This is a genomic window from Dyella sp. Tek66A03 (genome assembly GCF_052567735.1).
This window is the reverse complement of the sequence record NZ_CP199584.1, coordinates 310861-322659: the sequence shown is the minus strand read 5'-3', so window position 1 is coordinate 322659 and position 11799 is coordinate 310861. Positions and strand designations below refer to the sequence as shown.

At 66.0% G+C, this 11799-nt stretch carries 10 protein-coding genes; all 10 read left to right on the top strand.

Translation table 11 applies throughout. The features are described from left to right. Positions 1-233 precede the first annotated feature (233 nt). The 10 genes from ACT01B_RS01415 to ACT01B_RS01370 all read left to right on the top strand — a co-directional run bounded on the left by ACT01B_RS01415 (position 234) and on the right by ACT01B_RS01370 (position 11793). Positions 234-1043, top strand: a complete 810-nt coding sequence (locus tag ACT01B_RS01415) for a hypothetical protein (protein WP_445145621.1) — start codon at positions 234-236, stop codon at positions 1041-1043. Positions 1044-1410: 367 nt separating this feature from the next. Then, entirely contained in the window at positions 1411-2010 is a 600-nt protein-coding gene (gene folE / locus ACT01B_RS01410; RefSeq protein ID WP_445145620.1) for a GTP cyclohydrolase I FolE, read from the top strand. Between the two features lie 19 nt (positions 2011-2029). Then, the gene (locus ACT01B_RS01405; protein ID WP_445145619.1) at positions 2030-3343 is read left to right on the top strand and encodes a hypothetical protein; all 1314 of its coding nucleotides are present in this window, start codon (positions 2030-2032) and stop codon (positions 3341-3343) included. Further along, positions 3336-4052: a hypothetical protein gene (locus ACT01B_RS01400; protein ID WP_445145618.1), complete on the top strand. Its 717-nt coding sequence runs from the start codon at positions 3336-3338 to the stop codon at positions 4050-4052. Before ACT01B_RS01405 ends, ACT01B_RS01400 begins: the two co-directional genes overlap by 8 nt. Further along, positions 4045-6837, top strand: a complete 2793-nt coding sequence (locus tag ACT01B_RS01395) for an AAA family ATPase (protein WP_445145617.1) — start codon at positions 4045-4047, stop codon at positions 6835-6837. Before ACT01B_RS01400 ends, ACT01B_RS01395 begins: the two co-directional genes overlap by 8 nt. Next, entirely contained in the window at positions 6834-7175 is a 342-nt protein-coding gene (locus tag ACT01B_RS01390) for an EF-hand domain-containing protein (protein WP_445145616.1), read from the top strand. The genes ACT01B_RS01395 and ACT01B_RS01390 overlap by 4 nt, the downstream gene beginning before the upstream one ends. Positions 7176-7438: 263 nt before the next feature. Further along, on the top strand, positions 7439-8779 hold the full coding sequence (locus ACT01B_RS01385) for a TCR/Tet family MFS transporter (RefSeq protein ID WP_445145615.1): 1341 nt from the start codon (positions 7439-7441) through the stop codon (positions 8777-8779). Continuing rightward, positions 8776-9282 (top strand): DUF1993 domain-containing protein, encoded by a 507-nt coding sequence (locus ACT01B_RS01380; RefSeq protein WP_445145614.1) that lies wholly within the window; start codon positions 8776-8778, stop codon positions 9280-9282. Before ACT01B_RS01385 ends, ACT01B_RS01380 begins: the two co-directional genes overlap by 4 nt. A 118-nt stretch (positions 9283-9400) precedes the next feature. Further along, positions 9401-10048: a DsbA family oxidoreductase gene (locus ACT01B_RS01375; RefSeq protein WP_445145613.1), complete on the top strand. Its 648-nt coding sequence runs from the start codon at positions 9401-9403 to the stop codon at positions 10046-10048. Between the two features lie 110 nt (positions 10049-10158). Beyond that, the gene (locus ACT01B_RS01370) at positions 10159-11793 is read left to right on the top strand and encodes an NAD(P)/FAD-dependent oxidoreductase (RefSeq protein ID WP_445145612.1); all 1635 of its coding nucleotides are present in this window, start codon (positions 10159-10161) and stop codon (positions 11791-11793) included. Positions 11794-11799 lie beyond the last annotated feature (6 nt).

Below are 11799 nucleotides of genomic sequence, written 5' to 3'. Positions count from 1 at the left end.
GCAATCGGCGCCCGGTTTGGTGGTGCTCTCTGCGGGATCGATGCGCGGCACGATGACTCGAGTGGCGCAGCACAACGCGGTCGACTGATCTCCTGAAGCCGATACCGGGCATCACGCCAGATTCCGCGACCGCAAATCGCGTTGGGAAACGCTTCCTTTGCTCCAAACCCCGTTTGACGGGCTGCGACGTTTCATCTTATGCATCGGCTGGCGATGCGTGCCGGAGTCGTCGCATGAAAACCTTGCTCATTGCTCTCATCGTGGCGGCCGCTTTGACGGCGAGCAGCTCGGCCACCGCCCTAGGTCGGCTTGTGGAAGTGGGTGTGTATGACCGAACCACGCAACAGGAGCTGCCCGTCTACCGTTATCAGGGGCGCTATTACGTGGCGGGACAACCCGGCCACCGCTACCAGATCCATCTGCGCAATATCGAGGGTGAGCGCGTATTGAGCGTGGTATCGGTCGACGGCGTGAATGCGATATCGGGCGATACCGCCGACTGGGCACAAACCGGCTACGTGCTCGGTCCCTATACGTCGACCGATATCCGCGGTTGGCGCAAGAGTCTCTCGCAGGTGGCCGACTTCGTCTTTGCGGATGCCGCGCAAAGCTACGCAACTCGCACAGGTCGACCCGACAATGTCGGCGTGATCGGCCTGGCAGTATTCCGCGCCAGGCCGCTACCGCGTCCGATCCTGCCGATGGTGCCGGAGGCGACCAGCGCGGCACGGAAGGCTGCAGAGTCCGCAGCCGCGGGTGCGCTGCCGCCATCGACCGCACCAGCACCCGTCGCGGCCGAGGCTCCGCTTGTGCCGCCCCTCGATGCCAGCGGCCCGCTTGGCACCGGTCATGGACCGCGGGAGGAATCGTCGGTGAGCTATACCGACTTCAAGCGTGCCTCCGCTACGCCTGACGACGTGATCACGCTTTACTACGACACCCGCGAGCGTCTGGTCGCCCAGGGCGTGATCCCCTCGCCTGGCGTACCGCCTACCGGACTGCCCGAGCCCTTCCCGGGCCATTTCGCCCCCGATCCCCATTAAGGCGACGCTGATTAAGTATCGCCATCGTCACCGCCCCTGTCTGCGCGCAGCTCACAGGGGCGTCGGCGACGGCAGCCTGGCTGGCTGTCGAGCCGGCGCACCGAAGAGATGCGGGCAGACAGGGGCGGCCCCAACATGTTGAATTGAATGAACGGGGTGATGCCTGGAAGGCCCGCAGGCCGCACCGCACGGCTTGGCAAGACGGCCAGTCTTCCCGGCGCCATGCACTGCAGCCTGCGGGCCTTCCAGACATCATGACGATGGCGATACTTAATCAGCGTCGCCTTAACCGGCCAGGGCGTGGCGGGCGCAAGACTTGACGAGGGCGTTACACTGACGGGTCTGTGCTGTAGCCGAAGGACCCCGCATGAGCGACCGCCACGAACCGACCGACGTCACCCGCGAACAGGCCGAGGAGGCCGTACGTGTTCTGCTGCGCTGGTCGGGCGAAGATCCCAGCCGCGAGGGTCTGCTGGACACCCCCAAGCGCGTGGTCAAGGCCTATCGCGACTGGTTCTCCGGTTACCAGGTCGATCCGGGCGAGTATTTGCGCCGCACGTTTGAAGAGGTGGCCGGCTACGACGAGATGGTCGTGCTGCGCGACATCGAATTCGAAAGCCACTGCGAGCACCACATGGCGCCGATCATCGGTCGTGCCCACGTGGGCTACCTCCCAACCAACCGCGTGGTCGGCATCAGCAAGCTGGCCCGCGTGGTCGATGCCTATGCCCGCCGCTTCCAGGTGCAGGAAAAGCTCACCGCGCAAATCGCCCAGTGCATCCAGGAAAACCTGCAGCCGGCCGGCGTGGCCGTGGTGATCGATGCCAGCCACGAATGCATGACCACGCGTGGCGTGCATAAGCGCGGCGTCTCGATGATTACCAGCCAGATGCTGGGCGCGTTCCGCGACGACGCACGCACCCGTTCGGAGTTCCTGCAATTCATCGGCATCCACGGCGGACGCTGAAGGCGCAGGCAAGGGATTGATGACACCGGTCGATAGCGCGGACGCCGACGAGCGTCTGCAGGATGTACTGCGCGAGGGTATTAGCGCCGAGGATTTGCCGGCGGTGTTCCCACTCCTGCGCGGCCGCTCGCTGCTGCGCGCCTTCAGCGCCCTGTTCCATGGCAGCGAAGCGCAGGTGCTGTTGCGCCTGCTGATACTGCGCACGCTCGGTGCACGCGCGCATGCGCCGGAGTGGACGCCGGCGGAGATTCGCGACCAGCTCGCCTTCGTCGAACCGGTCAAGCTGGAAACCGTGGTGCAGCGCCTGAAGGACCACGAGCTGCTGACCTGGGACAGCGAGACCCAGCGCTACCGGATCAGTCCGCTCGGCCGCAAGGCACTGGCCGCGGTCGCCACCTTGCTGGAATTCGAACGTGACGACGAGGATGGCCTCGGCTATCTCACCGCGCAGCTGGCGGCGGGTCAGGCGGTGGGACGACTCTCGGCCGACGAATTGAGCCACCTGCTGTCGCGCCTGTCGGAGTTGAAAGACGACTTCGACCGCGCGGTGCTGTCGGGTTCCGAGCACCGCATCCGCCATGCCGCCACGCGGCTGGATTCGGTGTGGGACTGGGTCGAGAAAGGCACCGAGGTCGTGCGCCGCATCGCCGACAGCGCCGACCTGGACCCTGCCACGCATCGCCTCGCGCAAGCGGTGGGCCGCGCGCAAAGCGCACTGCTGCGGCAGGCTGGCATCTTCCAGCGCGAGCTCAACAAGATCGACCAGCATCGCGTGCATCTGGGCCGTACTGGCTTGTCGTCGTCCGACCTGGTCGCATGGCTGCGTTCGCTCAGCGCCGACGCGCTGGCCCAGCACGCCGATGACGCGGCACACCTGCCGCTGCAGCCGCCGTTCCTGCAGGACCAGATCGCGCTCGACGTGGCTGAGTTCGAATTGCTCGAACGCGAACGCGCGGCGGCGGAAAACACCACGATTCCCGACGCCGAAAGCACGCCCACCACGGCCGACCTGCCGATGGACGAGGACGATCTCGCGCCACTGCTGGCCTGGCATGGCGAACTGGCCGCACTCACCCAGCCGCTCGAACTCAGCGACGCGTTGCGTGGCGAAGACTACGCGCTGAGCGCGTACCGCCTATCCCTGCTTGGCCTGCTCGGCGACCCTGAGTCGTCGGCGCTGCAGGGACCGACCGCCGACCTCGCGCGCCTGCCGCTGGCTTTGGAAATCGAACCACGTCTGATCGACCCAGGTCTGGCGGCGATTGCGCTGGTCAGCGCGGGCCGCCTGCATCCACCCCGCCCGCATTCACCCAGGGACACACCCGATGCATGACGAAACCGCGTCGCTGGTCGCCCGGCTGCTGGCGCAGCGCTGGTTGCCACGCGACGACGCACAGGCACGCAAGGCGCTGCTGGACGAAGGCTTCCGCGAGGAGCTCGATCGCCGGCTGGCCAGCGTCGGCCTGGAACTGCGCGAACACCCCTATTCCGCCTATATCAGCGTCGCCGTGGCGCGCAGCAGTGATCGCCACGTGTTCGGCGGCAGTGACAGCTGGATCTCCAACACCTTGCAGCTCGATCGCGATGCGATCGCCTTGCTGGTCGTGCTGTGGGCGCTGATCGTGCTGCCCAAGCGCCAGCGCCAGCTCGAGCGCCAGCAAGCCGAAGCCGATGCCTCGCAGGCGCTGATGTTCGCCGAGGCGAAGCCGATCTCGCGCGATCCTGCGCTGTCGCCGGTGGTGGCCGAGCGCACCTTGCTGGCCGACTTCGGCGACCGGCTGGGCGGCAAGACGCGGGTGAACTTCAACCTCGGCCTGCTGGCACGCCACGGCTTCATCGTGCGCCGCAAGGGTGAGCTGGCCGAAGGGCCGGTGCTCGACCTGGTGTTCGATTACGAACGCACGGCGCGACGCATACTCGACGGCGCCCTGGGCGATCTGCTGGCCGGTCTGGTGCCGGCCCGCAGCGATGACGACAACGATGAACCGCTGTATGGCGAAGCGGACGAACTCGACGACAGCGAAGTGACCAGCGATGTTTGATTTCCGCAGCCTCGAAGTCATCCATTGGGATTACTGGCAGCGCTTCAGCCTGCCGCTGGATACCAATATCGTCACCGTGGTGGGACCGAACGGTTCTGGCAAGACCACCTTGCTCGATGCGCTGCGCACCTTGCTCACCATCGATTGCGCCGGCAACCGCGACTACAAGAGTTATCTGCGCCACAACGGCAAGCCGTTCGCGTGGCTGCGTGCGCGCGTGGGCAATATCCCGGGGCCGCGCGGCGAGCGTCCGTTCTTCCCTTTGATGGACAGCGAAGTCACGCTCGCCGTGCGCATCCAGAAGAAGGGTGGCGAGTGGCAGCGCCAGTACGCCGTGATGGGCGGCGACGTCAGCGTGGACGAGATCGAAGCGCGCGGCGACTGGCTGGGCCTACGCGAATACCGCGTGCGCCTGGAAGGCGCCGGCTTGTCGCAGGCGATCCGCCGCGTGCTCACGCTGGAACAGGGCGCCACCGACAAGCTGTGCCAGCTGCCGCCCAAGGCACTGCTGGAACTGGTGTTCGATGTCTTCGGCGACAAGACCGTGCTGGATGATTACCAGCGCGCCCGCAACGAACAGGTCGAGGCCGACCGCGAGCAGCATGGGCTGGAACATCAGCTTTCGCTTATCGGTGTGAGCCTGCAGGAAACCGAAGGGCGCGTGCGCTCGTGGCAGGAATGGGACGCGCTCGGTCGCGAACGCACGGAGCTGGTTGCCGATGTGCTTCCGCGCACCGAACTGGCCGAGTTGCACGCTGCCATTCGCGGCGCGCGCCCGCAATTGCTCGGCCTCAAGCGCAAGTGCCGTGAGCTGTCGCAGCGTGATGTCGAACTCGACCAGCGCCTGCACGCACTCGATGCGAACGAAGAACATCTGCGCAGCGAACAGAAGAGCGCTGACGCCACGCGCCAGCAGGCCCAGCGCCAGCTGGACGAAGCACGCCGCGCGTATACCGAAAACGACGTGCTGCTGAAGCAGGAATTGCGACTGCGCGAGCAGGTCGCCACGCAGGATGGCGCCGACCATGACGCGCAAGGCCGCGTGCTGATCGATGCACGCAGCCATTTGGCTCGCCTGCAAGGCGAGGAATCCCGCCTGCGCGAGGAGCTCAGCACGCTCACCGCCCAGCTCGGCGCCTGGCGTCGCGGCCAGCGCTACACGCCGGAGTTCGAGCAGAGCTTCCGCCGTGCGCTGGATGACGCGGGTATCGGCCACAGCATGCTCAGCGAGATCGTGGAGATCACCGAGCCACGTTGGCAGGCTGCGGTGGAAGCCGTACTCGCCGGTTTTCGCCACGTCGTGCTGCTTGACCATCCGCGCGACCGCGAAGCGGCGTGGCGTCTTGGCGAGCAGCATCGCTACAAGCATTTCGTGGTGGCGGATCGTGCGCCGACCACCGCGCCTACGCGCGGCTCGCTGCTGGAAGTAGTCGACTTCAATGCCGCTGCGCCGGAATGGCTGCTGCGCCAGCTCGACCGCATTCGCCGCGTCGATGACGTGGCGGACGGCAGCAAGCTGGGCAAGGAGCAGGACTGGATCACGCCACAGGGGTATTTCCGCGAACGCCGCGGTGGCCGTCATCTTGGCGTCGACGATGTCTACTTCGGCAGCGCAGCGCGCGAGCGCCAGCTACGCGAAGGCGAAGCGCGCCTGCAGCGGATCGAAGCGCAGCTGCACGCGCTGACCGATCAGCGCAAGCAATGGCAGCAGCAGGCCAGCGGTGCGGAGAGCCTGCTGCGCGGCGCCAATGCCAGCGGCCAGCTGATCGACCGCGCCGACGAATTCGCCACGGCGCACGACGCGCAGGCGAGCTTGCAGGACGACGTGCAGCGCTGCGCCGACAGCTACGCCGCCGCCGACACGCATTACGAAGGCGTGCGCGAAAAGAGCCAGCAGAACTCGCGTCAACGCGACAACGAGGCGCGCGAACACAAGCAGACCCAGCAACAGCTGGCCGACGGCACGCGTCAGTTCAGCCAGTTCCGCAACGAACAGATCGAACGCCTCAAGGCGTTCCGGCACAAGCGCAGCCATGTACGACCGGGCAAGCGCAACCGCCAGGCGATGGCCGAACTGCGCGAGCGCTACGAATCGCCCGCCGCCGCAAGGCGTGAAATCGAGCGTATCGAGCGCCGCCTCAATGAGGGCCACTGGGAGGCGGATGCCGGTTGTGTGCCGCTGCGCGACAAGCTGGCCGGCGACCATGACGGTCTCAAGCAGGATCTGGTGCGCCGTCGCCAGCACCTGGAGCGCGCCGCGCGCATCACCAGTGAGGCGCGCGCGGCCTATCTCAATGTGCTACGCAACACGGTCAAACGCTATGCGCGCAACCTGAAGCTGCTGGCCGAACTGGCCGGCATCGGCGTGGAAGTGGAGCTGCCCGAGCTGTCCAACGAAGATCTGGCGCTGGCCCAGGCCGGCCTCAACGTGCGCTTCGAGTTCGACAAGAAGGGCTGGATCGGCATGGACGACGGCGAGGCCTCCGGCGGCCAGCAGGTGATGAAGTCGCTGCTGTTGCTGGTGGCGCTGATGCGCGACGAGGACCGCCCGGGCGGCTTCGTCTTTATCGACGAACCGTTCGCCCATCTGGACATCTTCAACATCGACAAGGTGGGCGCCTTCCTCAAGTCCACCCGCGCCCAGTACATTCTCACCACCCCGGCCACGCACAATATCAACGTGTTCCAGCCCAGCGACCTCACCCTCGTCACCAGCAAGCGTCGCCCTGGCGCCACCTGGGCGCAGCCGCTGGCGGTCTTGCGCCGTCGGACCGAGGTCGCATGACGCGCCGCCGGCAGACGATCGTTCTGGCCGGCCTGATCCTGCTGCCACTGGCGGCGCGGGCGCAGAACACGCCGGCCGAGTATCTGCGTGAGTTCGACACCAATGGCGATGGCCGGGTCAGCGAGGCCGAGTACGTGGACCATATGAGCGTGGGTTTTCGCCGCATGGACCGCGACGGCAACGGCGTGCTGGAAGGCGACGAACTGCCCGGCGGGCACGGCCGACCGATCACGCTCAAGCAGTTCCAGGAGAACCTGCGCCGGCAGTTTCACAAGCTGGACCGGAACCACGATGGGTATCTGGATGCGCGTGAGCTGACCCAGCCGCCGCAGCCTTGATTGCTCCCTCTCCCCTCCGGGGAGAGGGTTGGGGTGAGGGGTCAATCTAGCCTCACGTCTGTCGATGTGGCTCTTATGTGGCCTTCCCGCGAGCACCCGCCCCTCACCTCGGTCCTCTCCTCGCTCCTCAAAGCCGGGGCCATCCATGGCCCCTTCCCGCGTGCCCCAGAGGGGAGAGGAAGAAGAGCGAGGCTCTACTGCACCGCACACACCACGTCACACACAATCCGCTATCGTGCACGCCTCCCCGCCAGCCACGTCTCATGGACCAGCCAGCCATCAATGAGCTCCATCCGCGCCGGCGCGCGGCCGTGGCGTTCATCTACATTACCGTGGTGCTGGACATGCTGGCGTTCGGCATCGTCATCCCGGTGCTGCCTCACCTGATCGAGCAGCTGGCTGGCGGCGGTATCGCGAATGCGGCCTGGTGGGTGGGCGTGTTCGGCACGGTGTTCGCCATCGTCCAGTTCGCCTGTTCGCCGATCCAAGGCGCGCTGTCGGACCGTTTCGGGCGTCGGCCAGTGATCCTGATTTCCAACGCCGGGCTGGCCATCGACTTTGTGGTGCTGGCGCTGGCGCCCACGCTGTGGCTGCTGTTCGTGGCGCGCGTGATCCTGGGCGTGACCGCGGCGAGCTTCACCACGGCGAACGCCTATATCGCCGACATCACGCCGAAAGAAAAACGCGCGGCCGCCTACGGCATCCTGGGCAGCGCGTTCGGACTGGGCTTCATCATCGGCCCTGGCCTCGGGGGCCTACTCGGCCATGTCGACCTGCGCCTGCCGTTCTGGGTGGCGGCGGGCCTGGCGGCCTGCAATTTCACCTACGGGTTATTCGTGCTGCCCGAATCGCTGCCCAAGGAACGCCGTACGGCGCGCTTCGAGCTGCATAGCGCGCATCCGTTGGGCTCACTCAAACTCTTGCGCCGCTACCCGCTGGTGCTGGGGCTGGCGGTGGTGATGTTCGTGGTCTACCTGGCGCACTACGTCCTGCAGACCACCTTCGTACTGTACGCGGACTATCGCTATGGCTGGGGTCCACAGGCGGTGGGCTACGTGCTGATGCTGGTGGGTGGCTGCGATGGCTTGGTGCAGGCTTTCCTCACTCGCCGCCTGGCGCCTAAGTTGGGCGAGCGCCGCCTGCTGCTCGGCGGCATGCTGTGCGGTATCGGTGCTTTCCTGGTGATGGGGCTGGCCGACAGCGGCTTCGTATTTTTGCTGGGTATCCCGCTGATGGCCTTGTGGGGCCTGTCGCAGCCACCGATGCAGTCGATCATGACGCATCAGGTCGATCCGCATGAACAGGGCCGGCTGCAGGGCGCCATCAGCAGCCTGGCGAGTTTCGCCGGCATCTTCGGCCCCTTCCTGTTTGCCCAGGTGTTTTCGATCTCGATCTCGCCGAGCTCGCCGATTCACCTGCCTGGCCTGGCCTTCGTGCTGTCGGCCGTGCTGCTCGCGATTGGCAGCGTCATCGCCTGGCGCATCACGCGCCATACGGTCGACCTGGCGACGGCGGAAGCAGTACCGTTACCTACTGAACTATCTTCCGTCGTCCCGGTTCCACCTCCTGTTACCCCCACCGAACCATCGGAGCATTCCCCATGACATTGTCGATGTACCAGGCTGCCGTCCCCGTTTTCCTGCGCGCACTGAGCAATCTGCAGCACGTGCTGCGCAAGGGCGAGGCGCATGCCGAAGCCCGCAAGTTCGATCCCGAGCTGCTGGTGCAGGCGCGCCTCACGCCTGACATGCTGCCGCTGAGCCGTCAGGTGCAGATCGCCACCGATATGGCCAAGAACGCCTGTGCGCGCCTTGCCGGTGTGGAACCGCTGAAGTTCGAGGACAACGAAGCGAATTTCGCCGAGCTTTACGCGCGCATCGACCGCGCCATCGACTACATCAAGAGCTTCAAGCCCGAGCAGATCGACGGCAGCGAGACGCGCACGGTCACCATCAAGACCCGCAGTGGCGAGCAGCAGTTCGAAGGCGAGGGCTACCTGCTGCACTTCGTGATCCCGAACCTGTTCTTCCACACCACCACCGCCTACGCCATCCTGCGCCAGGCCGGCGTGGAGCTGGGCAAGATGGACTTCATCGGCAAGCCCTGAAGTCAGCTGCAACGAGGGGCCGGTGTCGCCGGCCCCTTGAGCGCGGATTGATCGGCGGTGAGCTAGCCCCCACGTTGAAGGCATCGCGCCATATGCGCCCCGCTTTCCTAGGTGTGCCATGACTAAACCGCTCAAGATCGACTTCGTTTCCGACGTGGTATGCCCGTGGTGCGCCATCGGGCTGAAGTCGCTGGAACAGGCGCTGGATCGACTGGGTGACTCCGTGGCCGTCGAGATGCACTTCCAGCCGTTCGAGCTGAACCCGCAGATGGCGCCGGAAGGCGAAGATGTCGTCGAACACATCGCGCGCAAGTACGGCAGCACACCCGAACAGATCGCCAAAAACGGCGAGGCAATCCGCCAGCGCGGCGCGGCCGTGGGCTTCACCTTCAATCTGGACAAGCGCAATCGCGTGGTGAACACGTTCGATGCGCATCGTCTGCTGCATTGGGCGGCGCTCGAGGGCCGCCAGGCCGAGCTGAAGCAAGCCTTGCTCACCGCTTATTTCACCGACGGCCGCGATGTGAGTTCGCACGATGTGCTGGTGGAGGTGGCGGGCAAGGTCGGCCTGAACCCGGTCACCGCGCGCGAGGTACTGGAGCAGGACCGCTATGCACTCGACGTGCGTGCGCAGGAGCAGTTCTACCAGTCGCAGGGCATCCAGGCGGTCCCTTCGGTGATCGTCAACGACCGTTACCTGATCCAGGGCGGCCAGCCGCCGGAAGCGTTCGAGGAAACTTTGCGCAGGATTGCCAGCGAAGCCTGAGCCGGCACCGCTGAGCCCTTGTGCGACAAGGGCTCAGCCCGGTGGCGGGAAGCAAACCGCCGGGCGTGCGAAAATGCGCGGCTGCCGCTGACCTCACGCCCGGACCCCGCATGTTGCGACTCACCGATATCAAGCTCCCGCTGGATCACGCTGATGGCGCCATCGAGGCGGCCATCCGCGCCAAATTGGGTCTGGGCAAGGACGCACTGCGTGGCTATACGGTGTTCCGTCGCGGCTACGACGCGCGCAAGCGCAACGCGATCCTGCTGATCTACACGCTCGACGTGGAGGTGACCGATGAGGCCGCCATCCTCAAGCGTCATGCCGACGACAAGCATGTGCAGCCCACGCCGGATACGGGCTATCACTTCGTGGCGCAGGCGCCGGCCCAGCTGAGTCATCGCCCCATCGTCGTCGGCACCGGTCCCTGCGGCCTGTTCGCCGGCTTGCTGCTGGCGCAGATGGGTTATCGGCCGATCATCCTCGACCGCGGCAAGGCGGTGCGCGAACGCACCGTCGATACCTGGGGCCTGTGGCGCAAGCGCCAGCTGGAGCCGGAATCGAACGTGCAGTTCGGCGAGGGCGGCGCGGGCACGTTTTCCGACGGCAAGCTTTACAGCCAGATCTCCGACCCCAAGCACCACGGCCGCAAGGTGCTGGCTGAGTTCGTGAAGGCCGGCGCGCCGGAAGAAATCCTCTACGTCAGCAAGCCGCATATCGGCACCTTCCGCCTGGTCACGATGGTGGAGAACATGCGCGCGACCATCGAGGCGCTGGGCGGCGAGATCCGCTTCAAGCAGCGCGTGGACGACGTGCTGGTGGAGACCGACAGCGATGGCGCGCGACACGTGCGCGGCGTGGTGCTGGCCAGTGGCGAGCAGTTGCGCAGCGATCATGTCGTCGTCGCCATCGGCCACAGCGCCCGCGACACCTTCAGCATGCTGCACGAGCGTGGCGTGTACATGGAGCCCAAGGCGTTCTCTATCGGTTTCCGCATCGAACATCCGCAATCGATCATCGATCGGGCACGCTTCGGCGCCAACGCCGGCCACCCGATCCTCGGCGCGGCCGACTACAAGCTGGTGCATCACGCAAAGAACGGTCGCTCGGTCTACAGCTTCTGCATGTGTCCCGGCGGCACCGTCGTAGCCGCTACGTCCGAGCCAGGCCGCGTCGTCACCAACGGCATGAGCCAGTACTCGCGCAACGAGCGCAATGCGAATGCGGCCGTGGTGGTCGGCATCGAGCCCAGTGACTTTGCTGAGTTCGACAACAGCGGCAGCGTGCTGGCCGGTCTGGCGCTGCAGCGCGCGCTGGAAGCACGCGCCTTCGAGATGGGCGGCAGCAGCTACGACGCACCCGCGCAGCTGGTAGGCGACTTCATCGCTGGCACGCCATCGCGCGAACTTGGTAGCGTGCAGCCCTCGTACAAGCCCGGCGTGCACCTGACCGACCTGGCACCGGCGCTGCCCGGCTACGCCATCGACGCCATGCGCGAAGCACTGCCCGCCTTCGATCGCCAGATCAAGGGCTTCGCCATGCACGATGCCTTGCTGACCGGCGTCGAAACCCGCACCTCGTCACCGGTGCGCATCCGCCGCGGCGACGACTACCAAAGCCTCAACACGCGCGGCCTGTACCCCGCTGGCGAAGGTGCCGGTTATGCCGGCGGCATTCTTTCGGCCGCCGTCGATGGCATTCGCGTCGCCGAAGCCGTGGCGCTGGCCATCAACGCTTCGCGTTAATCTTCA

What these genes read in the sequence shown, in the direction of transcription:
- ACT01B_RS01400 (WP_445145618.1), top strand. Translation starts at nt 3,336, where the DNA reads ATGCATGACGAAACCGCGTCGCTGGTCGCCCGGCTGCTGGCGCAGCGC.
- ACT01B_RS01370 (WP_445145612.1), top strand. Translation starts at nt 10,159, where the DNA reads ATGTTGCGACTCACCGATATCAAGCTCCCGCTGGATCACGCTGATGGC.
- ACT01B_RS01395 (WP_445145617.1), top strand. Translation starts at nt 4,045, where the DNA reads ATGTTTGATTTCCGCAGCCTCGAAGTCATCCATTGGGATTACTGGCAG.
- ACT01B_RS01415 (WP_445145621.1), top strand. Translation starts at nt 234, where the DNA reads ATGAAAACCTTGCTCATTGCTCTCATCGTGGCGGCCGCTTTGACGGCG.
- ACT01B_RS01385 (WP_445145615.1), top strand. Translation starts at nt 7,439, where the DNA reads ATGGACCAGCCAGCCATCAATGAGCTCCATCCGCGCCGGCGCGCGGCC.
- folE (WP_445145620.1), top strand. Translation starts at nt 1,411, where the DNA reads ATGAGCGACCGCCACGAACCGACCGACGTCACCCGCGAACAGGCCGAG.
- ACT01B_RS01375 (WP_445145613.1), top strand. Translation starts at nt 9,401, where the DNA reads ATGACTAAACCGCTCAAGATCGACTTCGTTTCCGACGTGGTATGCCCG.
- ACT01B_RS01390 (WP_445145616.1), top strand. Translation starts at nt 6,834, where the DNA reads ATGACGCGCCGCCGGCAGACGATCGTTCTGGCCGGCCTGATCCTGCTG.
- ACT01B_RS01380 (WP_445145614.1), top strand. Translation starts at nt 8,776, where the DNA reads ATGACATTGTCGATGTACCAGGCTGCCGTCCCCGTTTTCCTGCGCGCA.
- ACT01B_RS01405 (WP_445145619.1), top strand. Translation starts at nt 2,030, where the DNA reads ATGACACCGGTCGATAGCGCGGACGCCGACGAGCGTCTGCAGGATGTA.